Annotated in this window: 20 protein-coding genes and 1 rRNA gene; 16 read left to right on the top strand and 5 right to left on the bottom strand. The window is 33.2% G+C overall.

The annotated features are described in order from the left end of the window. A 5S ribosomal RNA gene (gene rrf / locus HNP90_RS09495) occupies positions 1–88 on the top strand; the annotation flags it as partial. A 73-nt stretch (positions 89–161) separates the two neighbouring features. On the opposite strand, the gene hisF is transcribed toward rrf, so the two are convergent. Genes hisF through HNP90_RS02980 form a run of 3 tightly spaced genes read right to left on the bottom strand, consistent with a single transcriptional unit; the run spans position 162 to position 3,612 of the window. After that, complete coding sequence (gene hisF, locus HNP90_RS02990) at positions 162–980, bottom strand: imidazole glycerol phosphate synthase subunit HisF (RefSeq protein ID WP_011977377.1); 819 nt, start codon at positions 978–980, stop codon at positions 162–164. A gap of 32 nt (positions 981–1,012) precedes the next feature. Further along, on the bottom strand, positions 1,013–1,810 hold the full coding sequence (locus HNP90_RS02985; protein WP_011977376.1) for a MinD/ParA family ATP-binding protein: 798 nt from the start codon (positions 1,808–1,810) through the stop codon (positions 1,013–1,015). Positions 1,811–1,821: 11 nt separating this feature from the next. Continuing rightward, positions 1,822–3,612, bottom strand: a complete 1,791-nt coding sequence (locus HNP90_RS02980) for a hypothetical protein (protein WP_011977375.1) — start codon at positions 3,610–3,612, stop codon at positions 1,822–1,824. Positions 3,613–3,795: 183 nt separating this feature from the next. On the opposite strand from HNP90_RS02980, the gene HNP90_RS02975 reads away from it, so the two are divergent. From HNP90_RS02975 to HNP90_RS02950, 6 genes are all read left to right on the top strand, one after another. After that, positions 3,796–6,450: a hypothetical protein gene (locus HNP90_RS02975; RefSeq protein ID WP_011977374.1), complete on the top strand. Its 2,655-nt coding sequence runs from the start codon at positions 3,796–3,798 to the stop codon at positions 6,448–6,450. Between the two features lie 175 nt (positions 6,451–6,625). After that, positions 6,626–6,943 carry a helix-turn-helix domain-containing protein gene (locus tag HNP90_RS02970; protein WP_011977373.1) on the top strand — a complete coding sequence of 106 codons (318 nt, stop codon included), beginning with the start codon at positions 6,626–6,628 and terminating at the stop codon, positions 6,941–6,943. 4 nt (positions 6,944–6,947) lie between these two features. Continuing rightward, on the top strand, positions 6,948–8,030 hold the full coding sequence (locus tag HNP90_RS02965) for a class I SAM-dependent methyltransferase (RefSeq protein WP_011977372.1): 1,083 nt from the start codon (positions 6,948–6,950) through the stop codon (positions 8,028–8,030). A gap of 53 nt (positions 8,031–8,083) precedes the next feature. After that, positions 8,084–9,109, top strand: a complete 1,026-nt coding sequence (locus tag HNP90_RS02960; protein ID WP_011977371.1) for a H(2)-dependent methylenetetrahydromethanopterin dehydrogenase-related protein — start codon at positions 8,084–8,086, stop codon at positions 9,107–9,109. A gap of 10 nt (positions 9,110–9,119) precedes the next feature. Then, positions 9,120–9,593 (top strand): GTP-binding protein, encoded by a 474-nt coding sequence (locus tag HNP90_RS02955; protein ID WP_011977370.1) that lies wholly within the window; start codon positions 9,120–9,122, stop codon positions 9,591–9,593. A 14-nt stretch (positions 9,594–9,607) separates the two neighbouring features. Beyond that, positions 9,608–9,952 carry a roadblock/LC7 domain-containing protein gene (locus HNP90_RS02950; RefSeq protein WP_011869436.1) on the top strand — a complete coding sequence of 115 codons (345 nt, stop codon included), beginning with the start codon at positions 9,608–9,610 and terminating at the stop codon, positions 9,950–9,952. 169 nt (positions 9,953–10,121) lie between these two features. Here the strand turns inward: HNP90_RS02950 and HNP90_RS02945 are convergent, their stop codons facing one another. Next, positions 10,122–11,072, bottom strand: a complete 951-nt coding sequence (locus HNP90_RS02945) for a PLP-dependent aminotransferase family protein (protein ID WP_048060425.1) — start codon at positions 11,070–11,072, stop codon at positions 10,122–10,124. A gap of 127 nt (positions 11,073–11,199) precedes the next feature. On the opposite strand from HNP90_RS02945, the gene HNP90_RS02940 reads away from it, so the two are divergent. The 9 genes from HNP90_RS02940 to HNP90_RS02900 all read left to right on the top strand — a co-directional run bounded on the left by HNP90_RS02940 (position 11,200) and on the right by HNP90_RS02900 (position 16,198). Continuing rightward, positions 11,200–12,090, top strand: coding sequence for a selenium metabolism-associated LysR family transcriptional regulator (locus tag HNP90_RS02940; RefSeq protein WP_011977368.1), 891 nt, complete (start codon positions 11,200–11,202; stop codon positions 12,088–12,090). 75 nt (positions 12,091–12,165) lie between these two features. Beyond that, the gene (locus tag HNP90_RS02935; protein WP_011977367.1) at positions 12,166–12,918 is read left to right on the top strand and encodes a DNA polymerase sliding clamp; all 753 of its coding nucleotides are present in this window, start codon (positions 12,166–12,168) and stop codon (positions 12,916–12,918) included. Positions 12,919–12,953: 35 nt separating this feature from the next. Beyond that, entirely contained in the window at positions 12,954–13,541 is a 588-nt protein-coding gene (locus HNP90_RS02930) for a DNA replication complex GINS family protein (RefSeq protein WP_011977366.1), read from the top strand. Further along, the gene (locus tag HNP90_RS02925; RefSeq protein ID WP_011977365.1) at positions 13,498–13,779 is read left to right on the top strand and encodes a 50S ribosomal protein L44e; all 282 of its coding nucleotides are present in this window, start codon (positions 13,498–13,500) and stop codon (positions 13,777–13,779) included. Before HNP90_RS02930 ends, HNP90_RS02925 begins: the two co-directional genes overlap by 44 nt. 22 nt (positions 13,780–13,801) lie before the next feature. Next, positions 13,802–13,987, top strand: coding sequence for a 30S ribosomal protein S27e (locus tag HNP90_RS02920; protein ID WP_011869442.1), 186 nt, complete (start codon positions 13,802–13,804; stop codon positions 13,985–13,987). A gap of 113 nt (positions 13,988–14,100) precedes the next feature. After that, on the top strand, positions 14,101–14,898 hold the full coding sequence (locus tag HNP90_RS02915; protein WP_011977364.1) for a translation initiation factor IF-2 subunit alpha: 798 nt from the start codon (positions 14,101–14,103) through the stop codon (positions 14,896–14,898). A gap of 8 nt (positions 14,899–14,906) precedes the next feature. Continuing rightward, the gene (locus tag HNP90_RS02910) at positions 14,907–15,062 is read left to right on the top strand and encodes an RNA-protein complex protein Nop10 (RefSeq protein ID WP_011977363.1); all 156 of its coding nucleotides are present in this window, start codon (positions 14,907–14,909) and stop codon (positions 15,060–15,062) included. 5 nt (positions 15,063–15,067) lie between these two features. Then, on the top strand, positions 15,068–15,733 hold the full coding sequence (gene arfB, locus HNP90_RS02905) for a 2-amino-5-formylamino-6-ribosylaminopyrimidin-4(3H)-one 5'-monophosphate deformylase (protein ID WP_011977362.1): 666 nt from the start codon (positions 15,068–15,070) through the stop codon (positions 15,731–15,733). 9 nt (positions 15,734–15,742) lie between these two features. Continuing rightward, on the top strand, positions 15,743–16,198 hold the full coding sequence (locus HNP90_RS02900; protein WP_011977361.1) for a methanogenesis marker 9 domain-containing protein: 456 nt from the start codon (positions 15,743–15,745) through the stop codon (positions 16,196–16,198). Here the strand turns inward: HNP90_RS02900 and HNP90_RS02895 are convergent. Next, positions 16,195–17,091, bottom strand: a complete 897-nt coding sequence (locus HNP90_RS02895; RefSeq protein WP_011977360.1) for a hypothetical protein — start codon at positions 17,089–17,091, stop codon at positions 16,195–16,197. The genes HNP90_RS02900 and HNP90_RS02895 overlap by 4 nt on opposite strands. Positions 17,092–17,111: the final 20 nt, after the last annotated feature.

The following is a 17,111-nucleotide window of genomic DNA, read 5'->3' as shown; positions in this document are numbered from 1 at the left end:
TCCGATCCCATCCCGATCTCGGAAATTAAGCCCTCCAGCGATTCATTAAGTACTGCCATCTGGTGGGAACAATGTGACGCCGTTAGTCACTTTTTATTTTAGGCATTTTAATTGGTACATTTGAATTAAGCGATTTTTTAGGATATTAAAAAAATTTAAAATTAAAATCTTACAGGAATATTATTCTTTTCAACTTCTTTTTTTAAGTCGTTTACTGTACATTCCCTGTAGTGCAAGATGCTTGCCATCAATGCAGCATCAGCTTTCCCATCTTTAAATGCATCAACAACATGGTCTGAATTTCCACAACCCCCGCTTGCAATTATTGGAAGTTTTGTATTTTCAGAAATTGCTCTCGTTAATACTAAATCATAGCCATCTTTTGTACCATCTGCATCCATACTGGTTAAAAGGATTTCTCCAGCACCCAGATTTTCAACCTTTTTAGCCCAGTCTATTGCATCGATACCAGTTCCTTCCCTTCCACCATAGATATAAACTTCAAACCAGCAAGACCCAAGTTTTGTTTCAAAGATGTTTTTATCTTTCAAATTTTCATTCTGGGGATTTGTTATATAGTTTCTTTTCACATCCATTGCAACAACAACACACTGTGTTCCAAAAATTTCAGAAGCTTCCTTTATCAATTCTGGAGTTTTTACTGCAGATGTATTTATGGAGATTTTGTCTGCACCTGCCCTCAATATCTTTCTAAAATCATCAACCGTTTTTATTCCTCCGCCAACAGTTAGCGGGATAAAAACCTGTTCAGCAGTTCGTTTTACAACATCTATAATAATATCTCTTTTTTCAAACGATGCAGTAATATCTAAAAATACTAGTTCGTCAGCGCCCTGTTCATTGTAAATTTTGGATAGTTCAACTGGATCTCCAGCATCTCTTAACTCTACAAAATTTGTTCCTTTAACAACTCTGCCCTCTTTAATATCGAGGCAAGGAATAATTCTCTTAGTAAGCATAAATTCACCAAAAAAAGTAATAAATTGATTTTTTAAAATTCTTCGTTTTCTTCAACTTCTTCGTCTCTCTTTTTAGAAGTCATATCTTTTAATTCTTTTGCTACTTTTAAAGCCCTAACTGCGGCAAGGTCTTTTTTAATGTAAACTTCAGCAAGATCTTCTGCTAAATAACTTAATTCTTTACTGAATTTTGACTTCATCTGAACTGCAGGGACGTTTTCCATCCATTGAGTTTCCACTTTTTTGTCGTATGGCAATATTGCAATAATATCGTCAAGTGCTTCATCAAAGTCCACGGTATCTTTGAATTTATTTACAATAACACCAATACAATCGATATCAATTGCATAAAGGAGTTCTTTTGTTTTCATTGTATTTGCAATTCCGGGGATACTATCTTCTGCAACTACAATCATTTTGTTCACTACTTTTTCTTCCAAATTGAGCGAGGAAAACAAGAGATTTCCTTCGGTAATATTTGGAGGAAGGTCTAGAAGAACGATATCGTAGTTATCATTCAAAACTCTGATTAATTCAAGCATTCTTTTCTGATTTATTTCAGTATTAAATGAATTAGGGGTTGAATCTGCAACGATTACAGAAAGATCATCAAACTGGTGAATGATGTCGTTTAAAGCACTTGTTCCAGAAAGGTATGAATTTAATGTGTGCGGGCTATCTTCAAATCCAAATAACAATGCCCCACATCCCGCGTAAATGTCGCAGTCCACATAGACTGTTTTTGTTTTATCGCTTAAGTAATATCCAATATTTGCAGCAATGGTCGTTTTTCCAGTTCCGCCTTGTATGTTGTAAAATCCCAATCTCATAGTACCACTTCCTAGCTATTGAGTGAAATTGTATCTGGTGCTTTTGATATAATCAATTTTCCTGTTGCATCATATAACTCTGTTGAAGTACCTTTTACCCTAGTTATATTTTCTCTATAAATTGTTATTTTTGCATTATCGTCTGCATTTAAATATACAGTATCGTTTTGGATAATAAGTTTACTGGTTCTGTATGTTTCAGCCCAATCGGCATATTCTTCAAATGAACAAATCCAGGTATTTTCGTCATTTAAATCGTATATCGTATTGGTATCGTACTCAAATACATCAGCAACGTAAACTCCATATTCTTCATCATAAGGTTCGATGTATATTTCTTCAATAAAGTGTATTCCGTTAATTTCATTGTTATTTAATCCCGGAACATTAATGACAGAAACTCCGTTCATTTTATCGTATCCGATATAGTCGGGAATTACCAAATAATCGATTCCTTCTATATTTAATTTCCATGTAACATTCTTGTTGTATTTGTTGAATACCGCATCTAATAAATCATCGTCACTTGAGAATAATAAAAGACCGTTTGCACCCGTAGTCATTGCATAAGCGTAATTTTTAACGTACCAATGTTCAAAATAATCGTATCTGTCATTAAGGTCTATTTCTTCGCTCATACTTGCATAATCACCATTAACGGACCAATAATCTCTGGAAACGGTTTCATCATCGTTCCAGTAATCTTCTCCATCGTAGTGGTAATAGTTGTTTTCAGAATCCGCACCTTCATTCCAGTATCCTAAACTTTCAGAACCCGAGTATGAAATGGTATTGGGGTAGTAACCTCCAGTTGGGTCATCTTCAAATGTTTCGGGTGCCTTATCAACATAAATTAATGGATAGTAACTCATTGCAAGTAAGTCAACTGTGTTCGGGTACTCTCCGTAATCATTGTATTTTATATGGGTGTAATAATCAGAATATCGTTTTTTAAACCAATAACTGTTTAAAAGATCTTCTTTTTCATCTTCAGTTATGGAACTGTCTTTTATTATATCTATATTTTCAGAACCTGTTGAGATATACGTAGTTCCGATTCCAAGAAGTTCTGAAACTGTTTTAACGCTATTTAGTTTTCTTTTAATTAAATCTTCATCCCGTACTTCAACAGTTATTTTTCTATCCGCAACAGAAATTGAATTTTCCCCGTTTTCATCAGGAATGATGTTCTGTACAACAATTCCATTAATTACGACAGAATCATAATTTGAAGGAACTTTGTTGATATATGCAAAAGTTTCACCTTGGCTTGCTGCATACTTTCCGATGAAATCGATTATGTCCTGATTTTCAAGGTCAATATTGTATGGAATAAATAACTTTCTAGGTTTAATTTCGTAGTATCCATCATCGTATATTTTTGAACTGATGGATGCTTCAAATATTATACTTTTGTTTGTTTCACCCATGGATGTATCAACATAGATATATGCACCGTCTTCATCCCTGTAAACATAATTTTTGGGAATTACTGAAGTGCTTTGGGTTATAAAAACCGAATCTCCAAAATAGGGTATTTTTCCAGAAAGGTCCTTTGATTCAACCAGACCAATGTACTCTAAAAGTTCTTCTGTTTTAGAGGTCATTGTAAAATCGTTTCCAGTATAAATTACAACAATATTATCCGAATTCAAATAATATTCAAGCTTTTCTATATCCTGTATGTTTGAAATATCAACATATGTGATTGGCGTTGTCGAAGCCCACTTGTAAGGTATTGCATTTGCAACCCCGAATAACATAAATGACACAATAATCAAGCCAAAAAATTTTAGCTTCATCAAATCACCGCAGTATTGTTAATAACGATTACGTATTATGTCTGCGGTCATTAATATAATTTCACTACTTGAACCTACATAAACAAGTACACAAAAATTATTTTAAAACCCCTTTACTAATTTTAACTAGAAATTATAGTTCCATATGGGATTTATCAAGAATTTATCCTTTTTAGGGGTATTATGCGAAAGACGCCAATTTTAATCCTCATTTTGTTATTCACGATTTCTGTAAATTATGCAGAAGATGATGAAGGAATTTCAATTTACAAAATATGGGGTGTCGGGGACAATCCTGACTCTTCAGAAATATACATAGACCCAAGTACGCCTTTAGTATATGTGGGGCTCGTAAATAACGACCCGTACCAGAGAAACGTCAAAGTAAAAGCTACTTATGATGGAAACTATTTTGAATCTACGATTTTGCCACTTTCACCAAACACCCACTATGAAAAAATTGTTGAAATAAGGCTTGAATTTGATGAAGTTGGTAACCATGACATTGATATAAGTTTGGTCGACGAAAATGGAAAAGAAGCCGATTCCGAAGAAATCACTGTAAACGTGGTAAATCCAATCGATGTAAAAAATGTAACATGTCAAGATAGCTACGTTTCTGATTCAAATCCAAATCTTGAAGTTGTAAACAGTAACTGGTTTACAGTAACTCTTGAAAGTAATTATCGGGCACAGACGGACTACGAAGTTAAAACATGGATAAGTATAGTTTCTAAGGATTATGACGGCGATACCAACGAAGATGGAAATAATGAAGATATATATTACAATGGAAAGGATGATACGAAATTAGTTTACGTTCCATACCGCTCCGAAAACGAAGTTTCTTTTAAAATTCCAGAAATAACTTCAGATGAAGATGAATTTAAGATACAGGTCCACACTGAGGTTATGGGTCTTCACGATTACACAAACGATCTCGAAGAAACCGAATTAGTAAAATCAACGGGAACAATATCCTATAATTATAAAAAAACTGCCAAAACATACCAATTTCCAACGCATGTTGTAAGCTATTCTTTATTTAATAATATCAACGGAAGTACTTCCGAAATGGTAAGTGATTACTACCAAACTTCAAAAATTTACGATAAAACAATTGAAGACGCATTAAACAATATTTACGAAACAAAGAATGTTCTTCCAAGGGCCTATGTAAAAGACGATCCTTATCTATCATTTTTAAAAATTAATCTTCAAAATAGGTATGATAACGATCAAACGGTCACAATAATACTTGAAAGTTCCAGTGGCTGTATCTCTAAAGAAACAATTGAAATAAATGAAAATGATGCTGAAACGCTGTATATGCCGTTATTTTTAAAATTATCTGATGATGGAGATTTTAAACTAACCACGTATTCAAATAAGTACTACATTTACGAATCAGATGAAGATGTGGATATAGATCCAGAAGTGGTTTCTCCAGTTCAAATTTATAACCTAAGTTATCCACTGGACGATTCGATAATTTCATCATCTGAAAATTCGAGATGCGTTTTTGTTGGAAAGAATTATACTTTAGATGTGACTTTGAAAAACAATTATAACAGGACATTAACTGGAAAACTCTATATTGGAAACCATTACAATGAAGAAAATGTTTATGAAAGCGGGGTTTTTGAAACATCCGATCCAATAACTTTCAAACTTTCACCAAAAGAAAAAAACACCTATTCAATAGATTTAAAGTTTAATCGGGAAGTAAATGGATTAATTGAAATAGTTGTGGATACCGAAGGAGCTGCAGTAGATGAGGATGATGATATTGCAGGGTACAGTACAATGGTTCATTTTGACGCTTACAACATAATGGATGTAAGAAAAGTATGGTATAACAACACAATTCTTCCAAAAATCGCAACCATAAATGAAAATGGGGCTTTATTTGTAAATTATCCTCTCGCAGGATTTAATAATTCATGCGTAGCTTCATTTGAAAGCAGAGTTTCAGATGATATAACTTACAAGATGTGGGTTGAGGTTTACGACTCAGATGGAAATTTAAAAGCAACATCTGATAAAAAGAACGTACTTGTAAAATCCAAAACCAGCAGTGAAAATTTACAGACTGCTGATTTTGATATATTCTTTGAAGAAGGTTTTGTCGGATATACTCTATTCCACGCAGTTCCTTTGACTGATTTTGAAGATGTGGATATATTTTATACCGAAGGTTCTGGAACTGTTTCAAAAGATATAAACCCATTAGCGCCTGTTGGAAGGTATTCCAGCATAGACCTTTTAAATGCAATACCCACAAGTACAAACAAGATCACTGAAGTTGTAGCACCAATAAATATAGACGATATGGTCTACAATGAAAATAGTTTGAACGTGGTTATTTCATCCGGTCTTTCAAGCATATATCCTGTTAATTTAACTTACTTTTACAAAATTACTATTTCAAATGATAAAGAAACTATATATAAAAGTCCAACATATGAGGACATAATTCATTCTACGGAATCAAAACCTCTTACGATTAAACTGGGTGATATCGATGGGGAAAAGTACAATATAGTCTTTGAAGTTGAAATTCCTGATTTTGCAATGGGATCTGGAAAATACTATCCAATGATACTTAAAAAATCTTTAACTATTTATAACAATCAAGAAATTATTATGGAAGAAGTAACAGCTGACGAATCCGAAATTCAGGCAAGTACTGATACTATCGAAGAAACTATTGAAGACGATAACGCCTCAGAAAATCAGTCTAGTAATATAAATGAAGATAATGGTATTATTGGAAGCATAATGGACACCATAAGTGCCATCGCATCCAGAATACCTATTATAAGAAACTTTGTATGACGAAAATTCTTATTTGGGGTATTAAGTTTACGGTGCCTAATTGTATAAATAATGTCAATGCCACTAAGTACATTATTACCCCTATAATCCCCAGCATTAAGAATATTCTTAATGCCCCCGTATTTTAATTTTAGAAATCCTATCCCCGAGGTGTCTTTTTTTGGGATCAGAAGACATGATGTTTATAAATCCGACGATAATAAGATCTCTAAACAAGAGCAAGCTAAGAAAAAAAATTGTATATTTTTTGTATGACATACACCCCCATGGCACGTACCTTTCAGAACTTTCCCGAAGGGTAAAATCGGACCCTAGCAATGTATTGGGATGTTTAAAAGGCATGGGAAATCGATACAATGGTAGTTCATCTTTGATTGAACTTGGACTTGTCAACTGCGATGGAAAAGAAGGAATGAAGATATATCAAATGACAAATTACGGAAAGACAGTAGTTGAATATCTCAAAGACTACGATTCTGCTGATAACTGGTGAAATCATGGTTTTTAACGTAAACAGTTCAGGTAATAAATCAGGGGTGACGCCAAATATGATTTCTGAAAACGGAATTTCAGGTTACAATTCAAACTTTAGCAAGGCTGATCTAAGCAGCTTGAACAAAAAAGTAGATTCATTAAATTATACTGTAGAATACATTAATAATGAATTAATGGGAACATTTTTCAGACAAGGGCTTAAATTTGGAATATTCAAAGCTATTGAAGATTATAGGCCCTCTATTTCGGAATTAATAAATATTTTGGGCTACCCAAACAAAGAATTTGTAGAAAAATATGTAAAAACTGGTTTAAGTTTAAATCTGCTTGAATTCAACGAAGAAGAAAAGTTAGAATTAAATTCTGATTTTAGATATTCTACAATTCACCCAGAATACAATAAAATCATTTCTGATCATGTTTCAAAATACGACTTCATGGCAGGACTTGTTCAATATGCATTTATTGGTTACAATCACCCGGAAATTCTATTAAACGTTAAAAAAGATGCAGACATCTGGGACATGATGTTAAATACAAACTACATGAAAACATGTAGGGAAGTAGTTTTCGAATATCTGGGAATAAAAAATGGAGATAGTGTTCTTGAAGTTGGTTGCGGTTCAAGGTCTCCGCTTTATTTTGCATCAAAAGTAGCTCCAAACGGCGAATATACTGGAGTAGACATTTCAAAAAAACTCATAAGGGTTGCAGAAGGAAGATTAAAAAGAAGCGGAATTCAGTGCGCAACACTAAAATCAATGGATTTTTCTGAAACGATTTCAAAATACAAGCACGATTACGTGTTATGTATCCATACACTAAGTTATGCAAATTCTTTGAAACTGTTCCTCAAAAAAATGATGGAATCCCTCAAAAAAGGCGGTAAACTTGTTATAATGGAGGAATTTTTTACAGAAAATATCAATACAAATGCAGAACTCTTTGAATTTTACAACCACTTAAACAAATACTTCAAAAATTACGTTTCGAGAACCGAAATTTTAAAAGAACTCGAACTGATTGGAATTGATTACAAATATGAACTGCTTGGAAATAATTGCATCGTAGTCGAAAGGATTTAATAATTAAACTACCCAATTACATTTCGTTTATTTTTTTTTAAAAAGGTGGTTGAATGAAGGTTACGGTATATGGTGCAGGCAACCAAAACCTGTACGTTAACCAGTTAGATTTACCTGGGGCATATGGTGGAGTTCCCCCATATGGTGGAAGCAGAATGGCTATTGAATTTGCCGAAGCTGGCCACGACGTTATTTTAGCAGAAGTTAATAAATCAATGTTAACTGATGATCAATGGAAAATTGTCGAAGAAGCGGGCGTTAAGGTATTAACTGACGACGCAGAAGCTGCAAAAGAAGCAGAAATTGCAATATTTTTTACACCATTTGGTAAAAAAACCGTAGAAATCGCTAAAACTATTTTACCACACCTTCCTCAAAATGCAATCATTGCAAATACATGCACGGTTTCTCCTGTTATATTATATACAATGTTGGAAGTTGAATTAAGAACAAAAAGAAAAGATATTGGTATCACATCAATGCACCCTGCAGCAGTTCCTGGAACTCCTCAGCACGGACATTATGTGATAAGTTCAAAAGCAACAAATGGAACAGAATACGCTTCAGAAGAACAGATTGAAAAATGTGTTAAACTTACTGAAAGCATTGGAAAAACCCCCTATCTAGTTCCAGCAGACGTATCTGCAACAGTATCGGATATGGGCTCCCTTTTAACAGCAGTTACCCTTGCAGGAGTTTTAGATTATTATTCAGTAGGCACAAAAATAATCAAAGCTCCAAAAAAGATGGTGGAACAGCAAATTTTAATGACATTACAGACAATGGCATCACTTGTTGAATCATCAGGGGTAGATGGCCTTTTAAGAGCATTAAATCCAGAATTAGTTACAAAATCTGCTTCATCAATGCATTTACTTGATAAACAAAAAGATTTGGATGCAGCACTTGAAATATTGACTAATTTAGATGGTGAATTACAAAAAGCTTCAACAAGTGCCGAAATAAAGCCAACAACACTTGTCGCAGCACAGTCTTTGGTAAAAGAACTCGAAACCTTAATCGGTGGTGCAGCAGCTAACGGTGCTATTAAGAGAAGTACAAGAAAACTCTTCCAATAATGGGATATTAATGGTAAAAGAACTTAAAATAGTGATAATGGGCTCAGAAGATGTTGGTAAAACCACGCTCATGGAATCCCTGATCAAAAATGTTGGGAAAGTAGAGCACAATGGAACTACTGTGGCGATAGACTATGGTAGAATTGAAATGGATGATAAAAAATTCCACTTCTTTGGAACTCCGGGTCAGGAACGATTTGGATTCATGAGAGAAATTGCAATCGAAGGGGCAGATTATGCTCTTTTAGTTCTTGATGCCACTGTTGGTTTAAGAAAGGTTGATTTGGATATTATTGGCCTTTTAACTAATAAAAATATTCCTTTTTCAGTATTCATAAATAAAATGGATTTATGCAATGAATCGAATGCAGTTGAAATAATAAATAGTTTGAACGGTTTAACGGAAAATTCAAATATTGTTACAGGGTCTATCTATCGAAAAGAAGGATTGTCCGAAATAATAGATCAATTGAAAATAATCTAAGTGGGGTAATATTTATGATTGACAGAATTCTTGCAGATTTGAGTAAAACTGAAGGAATAAAGGGATCAATGGTTGTAGGTAAAGATGGGCTTGTTATTGCATCACAAATTCCATCAAACCTCGATAGCGAACTTATCGGTGCAATGGCTTCCGCAGCATTTGGTTCCGCAGAAAGAACTGCAACAGAAATCGGCCAAGGGGCTCTCGAACAAATGATGGTCGAAGCAGAATTTGGTAAAACGTTAATGACTGATGCAGGAGAGGGAATTTTGGTTGTACTCTCTGATTCAAAAGTTAACCTTGGTTTAATCAGGATATCAATGAAAAAAGCAACTGAAAAAATTAAAACAGCATTTTAATTAATGCTATTTCGTATTACGTTGAAATTGATTATTGGATTTAATTAATAACATTTAAATATCTTCCATATTAATATTATATGGGGATATGGATTTTAAATGTTTTCAGCAGTGGTGGGGGTATATGAAATCTCACAACTGTACTCATACACACTCTATTCTTTTTTCTTTATTTTTTAAAAAAATTTAATATCTCGTACATCTCATTCTCGCTTATTTTATGAATATCCATTTTTTTTATCTCTAAAACGATTCCTTTTCTTAAAATTCTTTCATATAATGGGCAAATTGTAATAATTGATTTTCCATTATCCAGTTTAACTGATTTGTCTATTTTTTTGGCGATCTCTTTTGGATTTTCATATTCTAAGAATACAGAAACCCCATTGGAATCTTTAAAGTATGCATTTTCCATATTTTCCTTAAATATATTTGAAAAATTTACGCAAGAATTATATGATTTTTTTGAGAGCAAACTTTCTTCTATTAATTTTCCGTAAATATCTGGCATTTTATATGTTTTTAAAAGACTTTTAATATCTTCTTTTAAGTTTTTGTCTTTTAATACCTCAATGATTTCTTTAGAAATTCCTAAAAATCCGCCATATTCGCAGTTTATAATTTTTGGCGACCCTGTTGAACAAACAACCATGTCCCCATATCCGCAGTCCCCTCCGATTTTTCCAGAAACATCTTCAATAAACAAAACTTCATTTTCACTACAAATTTTTGCAATTTCTTTTAGGGGTTGTTCTGCGAGGTATCCTGCAAGTGACGTTAAAAAGAGAGATTTTGCACCACTTTCTTTAATTTTTTCTTCGAGAGTTTCAGTATTAACTACTCCGAGATCTGTCTCCAGTGTTTCAACATTCAATCCTGATAATTTAGAGTATGTTTCAAAACCTTTCCATCCGCCCATGTCAGGAATTAATGTTTTTGAATTCGGATTTAATTTTGATATAATTTCTGAAGTGATATGGATTGCAGAATTTCCTGAAGGTAGAATATGAATTTCTTTTTCAGAAAATAAAAGATCATTTAATATATTTCTTAATTCTTCGAGATTTCCAGAACTTCGGATTTCTGACTCAATACATGGTTTTCTGTGTGGAATTATCATCTGTTCACCGAGATATTGTATTTTAATTTCGCAATATGGTTTTAGGAAAATAGTGGCATGCATATATATATTAGTTTTTCTAATAGTATCTATTTATCTAAGATAAATGTTTAATAATAGTGATATCATGGACCCAAAAATTAGTTATTTTCAAACGTTTCTATTTGCCGCAAAGACTAAAAGCTTTTCTAAAGCCGCGAAAAAATTGGGCGTTACACAAGGAACTGTAAGCAACCACATATCTGTTTTAGAGAAATTTTTTGATGCACAGCTTTTTTTGAGAACTCCCGAAGGAGTTGATTTAACTACTGAAGGAAATATTCTATACGAAAATGCAGAAAAGTTACTAGAAAATATATCTAACGCAAAACAACAGATGAGAATTCTCCACGAGCATCCTGAAGGAGTAATTCGAATTGCTGCAAGTACTACGCCTGGAGAACATTTGCTCCCAAGCATTATTAAAGATTATACTAAAGTTTTTCGAGATGTATCATTTCAGATTCAAATTACCGATTCTGAAAAATGTTTCAAGCTTTTAGAAGACAGGACAGTCGACATAATTGCAGTTGGAAATATTTATGATGGATCATACGAAAGTGAAGTTATAGGAAAAGATAGGCTGGTACTCATAGTCCCACCAGAACATCAACTTGCGAAAAAAGGAGTTGCAAAATTTTCAGATCTCTTAAAAGAAGATTATATTGACAGGGAAGTTGGATCGGGTACAAGGGAGATATTTGTAGATGCTTTACAGGATAAAGGATATTCAATGATGGATTTACACACAATAATGAGCCTTGGAAGTAATTCTTCAATAATTACGGCAGTTTCAGAAGGATACGGTATATCAATTATTTCAGAAATTCCTGCAAAAAAAGCGGCAGATGCAGGCCAGTTACAAATAGTTCCTATTGAAGATTTAGACCTTACTAGATACATGTATCTTGTAAAAGGAAAGAAACCAAGAAACCCAAGCGCAATAAAATCATTCTGGGACTTTGTTTCAGGAAAATAATTTTTGAATCACTTAAAAAACCATATATATTTTTTGTACAATAATTCATATGAATTAAAAATCACTGGTGAATGAATGTTCAGGGCTACATGTAATACAAGAGATTTTAAAAAAGTTATTAATGCAACTAGCAATTTAGTAGATGAGATTTGTTTTGAAGTGGACGAAAACGGTATCAAAGCAAGTGCAATGGATCCGTCACACGTGGCTTTAGTGAGCATGGAAATGCCAAAAGACGTTTTTGAAGAATACGAAGGGGATATTCAAGATATCGGAATTGATCTGGAAGCACTCAAAAAAATCATTGCGAGAGGAAGGGGCGACGAAAAATTAATTCTTGATCTTGATACGGAAAAAAACAAATTGAATGTTACTTTTAAAAGCAACGTTACAAGGAAGTTTTCAATCGCGTTATACGATGTTTCATCAAGCAATTTGAAAGTTCCAGACATAGAATATCCAAACAGCGTTTCAATCAAAGCAGGTGCATTTGTTGAAGCCTTAAAAGATGCAGAACTTGTAAATGATCACATCACTTTGAAAATCGATGAAGATAAATTTATAATCTATTCAAAAGGCGATTTAAACCAGAGTGAAACTGTATTTGATAACAGTATTGAAGATGACGACAATGCTCTTGCAGAATTCAACATGGGCGAAGCTTCAAGAAGTACTTTCAATTTAGCTTATTTAAAAGATTTAACAAAATCAACTGCGGCAGAAGACCTTTTAAAAATATACCTTGGTTCAGACATGCCTGTTAAAATCGAGTACGAAGTAAGCGGTTCAAAACTCGTCTTCTTACTTGCACCAAGAATTGAATCCTAAATTTTATTTTTTTTATTATCGCAACGTGAAAAACCATGTATAAGAAAATAAGGGATGCATTTTTCAACGAATTTTTTAAAGACGGTTTATCCGACCTTCCGGAAAATTTTTACAAAGATGCCCGAAACTATCTCGAAACAATCGATGATAATGCTAAATCAAAACGAGTAAAATATTACCTAAATAATCTTTTAAGTTTTAGAATTTACAAGGTAAACTGTTTAAAAGAAAGTCCGAATAAATTTATTCAAGATGAAAAAAAGGTCATAAATTTTATCGAAGAAACCTGCTATGGAAGTGGTACTGAAGATTACATTCCAAAATTAGATGAATCCGATAAAAAAAAAGACAAATTTTCAGTTAATTTAAATAAACCGGAAGAACAAACCGATAAGTGTCAAAAACCAAAACATATAAATAGTGAAAGTGATATTGATATTGTAAGAGTCATCACTAAGTTCCCCTGCTTTACCGATGGGAATTTACAGTATGTTTTAAACAAGAATGACGTTATCTCTTTGGATAGGAAATTTTCAAAGATTTTAGAGAAACACAATATTATTAAACGGGTGAACATCCATGAAGATGAAAAAAAAGATGAACAGATACTGCCCATACTGTAAAAAGCACACTGCACACACAGTAGAAAGAGCTAAAAAAAGAAAAGCTAGCGAATTGAAATGGGGTCAAAGACAATTCAGAAGAGTGACTGCAGGATACGGAGGTTACCCAAGACCTTTACCTGGAGGAGCTAAACCAATTAAAAAATTGGATTTAAGATACAAATGTTCCGAATGCGGAAAAATGCACACTAGAAGCAACGGTGGCTTCAGAGCAAGAATGTTTGAATTAATAGAATAATTAAGAAAAACGGTGAGAAAACATGCAATTAATCTCAAAACCTAAAAGCAGATTCTTAAAAGTTCAATGTACAGACTGCAACAATGAACAAGTTATCTTTGGATGCCCTTCAACAGAAGTTAAATGTGCAGGATGCGGCAAAATCATTGCTGAACCAAAAGCTTCAAAAGGCGCAATCAAAGCAAAAATCTTAGAAGTATTACAATAACTCTTTTTATTCTTTTTTAAAAGTCTTTCAAAGTAGTTCGATTTTATAATTGTTTAAATACTAGTGGGTATAAACACTCCATATGCGTATTATAAGTTAATCAAGGTGGAATCATGAGAAAGGATTTTCCTGAAGAAGGGGACATTGTAATCGGAAATGTTATTGACGTTAAGTCTTTCGGGGCCTTTATCGAACTTTTAGAGTATCCTGGAAAGGAAGGGATGGTTCATATTTCTGAAGTTTCCTCAGGATGGATTAAAAACATAAGAGACCATATTAAAAAGGGTCAAAGAGTCGTTGCAAAGGTAATGAGAGTAACGCCTCACAAGAACCAGATCGATCTTTCATTAAAAAGGGCAACTGACCAGCAGAAAAAAGTAAAAGTTCAGGAATGGAAGAGATTCCAAAGAGCTGAAAAATTACTCCAGTTCGCATCAGAAAAACTTGGAAAAACGATCGAAGAAGGATGGGAAATTGTTGGATATCCTTTAATCGATGAATTTGGGGAATTATACGACGCTTTTGAATCAATCGTTATCGAAGGAAAAGAAGTTTTAGATGAACTTGAAACACCACTTCCACAAGAATGGGCAGATGTAATTTACGAAGTTGCAAGTGAAAATATCGAACTTTCAAATGTTAAAGTTGCAGGAATAGTTTCACTTACAACAACAGATGCTGCGGGAGTAAAAATCATTAAAAACGGTTTGAAAAAAGCTTTAAAAGCAAACCCTTACGAAGACGTGGAAGTAAATATCACTTACATCGGAGCTCCAAAGTATAGGGTAGAAGTACTCGCACCAGACTACAAAAGTGGAGAAGATGTTTTAAGAATGGTATCTGAAGAAGCAATCGACTTCATAAAAGGATATGCTGGTGGAAAAGGTAGTTTTGTACGAGTTGAAGAGTAATTGATACTATGAGAATGAAAAAATGCCCTAAATGTGGAAAATACACATTGAAAGATTTTTGTAGTGGCTGCAATGAAAAATCCGTTACAATAAAACCGCCTAGATTTTCTCCCGTTGATAAATACGGAAAATACAGAAGGGCTCTTAAAAAAGCCAAAATGTGAAATTTATGGTTGATTTAAGATACGGTTCTGGAAATATTTTCAATGAAAAGGTCCACGGGATAGGAATTATTGCTCTTGGATCATTTCTTGAAAATCACGGTTCAGCCCTTCCAATAGATACCGATGCAAAAATTGCATCATATATTGCATTAAATGTTTCAATAATTACCGGAGCAAAATTTTTAGGCGTAGTACTTCCTTCAACAGAATATTCTTACGTGAAACACGGTATTCACGATTCCATCAAAGATGTAATTAATTATATTAAATATCTGGTTGAAAATGGCAGAAAAATTGGGATAAATAAATTCTTGATTATAAACTGCCATGGTGGAAACACCCTAATAAAAGACGAAATTTCAAAATTAAATCATGAAAACTGTTTTATCCGAATGGAAAACGTCTGTTTAACCCATGCAGCAACTGATGAAGTATCCTTGGGATATGCAGTTGGAATACTTTCAGAAGATAAGATGAAGACCCACGATCCTGAAATTTACGAAGAAATTGGAATGGTCGGTCTAAAAGAAGCAAGGGAAAAAAACGAAGCTATAGATTTAGAAGCAAGATCTGTGGAAGAAAATGGCGTTTTTTTAGACAGAACTCATGGAAGATTCCTTTTAAATGAGCTAATTAATAATTATGTTGAAATTGTTAGAAATATGATTTAGGTGATTTATATGTGGGAAAATTCCCCTTCACACATCTGCAGAGGCGGCGATTTAAGGGGACTTGCATTCTGCTGCCCTCCTGTAAAATACTGCCCATTACACAAGGCGTTAGAATCAATTGATATACCTGTAGAAGAATTTTCAAAAATGAAACAAGATTTTGGAAGCCGAACAAGACTCGGGCTTGGCAAAAACACCTGTTTTGGAAGTTTAATCTGGTGCTGCAAGATTACAAAACCATGTCCATTTAGGGACAGCGCAATGCTTGCAATAGATATGGGCGAAGATGAATACATGGAACTTAAAAAAGAACTCGCCGAAGAAATAATTAAGAAATCAAAAATGTTTGAAGAAGGCGTCAAGGCTTTGGAAGAACAGGGAATTTCAAAAGAAGCGGCAGAAAAAGCAATTTTGGAGTCAGGGGATTTAAAAAAAGCTTATGAAATTGTTAAAAAACAAATTTAATTAATATCTTTTATTTTGGCGTTTTTGAATTCCTTAATATTTTTAAACTCGTCTTCAGTTAATTCGTAGATTTTAAAGATGGTATTATTTAATATACAGAAATTTTTGATAATTCTAAACGCTTTATCTCCGTCGTATTCCCCTAAAAATGCCATAATCGGAGTTTTGTCTTTAGAAACAAGTATTGCATTTTTTTCAACAATTTCAACGATCGACGGGTTTTTTGGGAGTATATTATATAACGAATCATTTTCAACAATTTTTGGAGATTTTTGTTTAATTTTTTCTATCAATTCTTCAAATGATACAAAATTTTTCAACAATGCATCCCTATTTTCTTTTAATATTTCATCTAAATCCTGTTTTGATATTTGTTCAGGGCATATTTTTACATCGCTAACTGCAAAAATAGTCTTTATTTTATTCAATGCTTTCAAACCGACAAGAATTTTATCCTTTTTCTGGTGTATTGCAGCAATTTCATCTTTGTTTGAAAATAAAATAGTTCCTATTTCATCTTTATATTTTCTAGGAAATAATGTAACTTTAAAAAGCCCATGCCCCACATAATTTTCAATATTTCCATAAACATCGACAAAAATATCTTTTGAAACGGATTTAACATCTGGATTTTTCGAAAGAACTTTATCGAGCAAGCTGTTTACCCGATCGTAATCCATGTTTTTAGCTTCGATCTGGAATTCTTCGGGGATATTTTTAAAAATATCTTTTAAATCCATTTCTTTATCATTTAAACTAGAAAAAACAAGTTTTGAGTCGATATAATATAATCTGGCATTATCAAGGGAGATAATTCCAGTAAAATTGTTTAAAATAGATATTAACTCTTTTAGTTCGGGAATTCCCCCTTTTTTAGAGTACATTTTGTCCATAAAGCCCACCAAAAATATAA

The organism is Methanococcus maripaludis (genome assembly GCF_013760955.1).
Classification (GTDB): domain Archaea; phylum AGJL01; class Methanococci; order Methanococcales; family Methanococcaceae; genus Methanococcus; species Methanococcus maripaludis_A.
This window is presented reverse-complemented; position numbering and strand designations above follow the sequence as displayed.

Coding starts and splice junctions, on each gene's coding strand:
- HNP90_RS02930 (WP_011977366.1), top strand. CDS start 12,954: ATGTATAAGAAAATAAGGGATGCATTTTTCAACGAATTTTTTAAAGAC.
- HNP90_RS02985 (WP_011977376.1), bottom strand. CDS start 1,810: ATGAGATTGGGATTTTACAACATACAAGGCGGAACTGGAAAAACGACC.
- hisF (WP_011977377.1), bottom strand. CDS start 980: ATGCTTACTAAGAGAATTATTCCTTGCCTCGATATTAAAGAGGGCAGA.
- HNP90_RS02895 (WP_011977360.1), bottom strand. CDS start 17,091: ATGGACAAAATGTACTCTAAAAAAGGGGGAATTCCCGAACTAAAAGAG.
- arfB (WP_011977362.1), top strand. CDS start 15,068: ATGGTTGATTTAAGATACGGTTCTGGAAATATTTTCAATGAAAAGGTC.
- HNP90_RS02965 (WP_011977372.1), top strand. CDS start 6,948: ATGGTTTTTAACGTAAACAGTTCAGGTAATAAATCAGGGGTGACGCCA.
- HNP90_RS02915 (WP_011977364.1), top strand. CDS start 14,101: ATGAGAAAGGATTTTCCTGAAGAAGGGGACATTGTAATCGGAAATGTT.
- HNP90_RS02980 (WP_011977375.1), bottom strand. CDS start 3,612: ATGAAGCTAAAATTTTTTGGCTTGATTATTGTGTCATTTATGTTATTC.
- HNP90_RS02920 (WP_011869442.1), top strand. CDS start 13,802: ATGCAATTAATCTCAAAACCTAAAAGCAGATTCTTAAAAGTTCAATGT.
- HNP90_RS02960 (WP_011977371.1), top strand. CDS start 8,084: ATGAAGGTTACGGTATATGGTGCAGGCAACCAAAACCTGTACGTTAAC.
- HNP90_RS02975 (WP_011977374.1), top strand. CDS start 3,796: ATGCGAAAGACGCCAATTTTAATCCTCATTTTGTTATTCACGATTTCT.
- HNP90_RS02970 (WP_011977373.1), top strand. CDS start 6,626: ATGATGTTTATAAATCCGACGATAATAAGATCTCTAAACAAGAGCAAG.
- HNP90_RS02925 (WP_011977365.1), top strand. CDS start 13,498: ATGAAGATGAAAAAAAAGATGAACAGATACTGCCCATACTGTAAAAAG.
- HNP90_RS02945 (WP_048060425.1), bottom strand. CDS start 11,072: ATGATAATTCCACACAGAAAACCATGTATTGAGTCAGAAATCCGAAGT.
- HNP90_RS02935 (WP_011977367.1), top strand. CDS start 12,166: ATGTTCAGGGCTACATGTAATACAAGAGATTTTAAAAAAGTTATTAAT.
- HNP90_RS02900 (WP_011977361.1), top strand. CDS start 15,743: ATGTGGGAAAATTCCCCTTCACACATCTGCAGAGGCGGCGATTTAAGG.
- HNP90_RS02955 (WP_011977370.1), top strand. CDS start 9,120: ATGGTAAAAGAACTTAAAATAGTGATAATGGGCTCAGAAGATGTTGGT.
- HNP90_RS02940 (WP_011977368.1), top strand. CDS start 11,200: ATGGACCCAAAAATTAGTTATTTTCAAACGTTTCTATTTGCCGCAAAG.
- HNP90_RS02950 (WP_011869436.1), top strand. CDS start 9,608: ATGATTGACAGAATTCTTGCAGATTTGAGTAAAACTGAAGGAATAAAG.
- HNP90_RS02910 (WP_011977363.1), top strand. CDS start 14,907: ATGAGAATGAAAAAATGCCCTAAATGTGGAAAATACACATTGAAAGAT.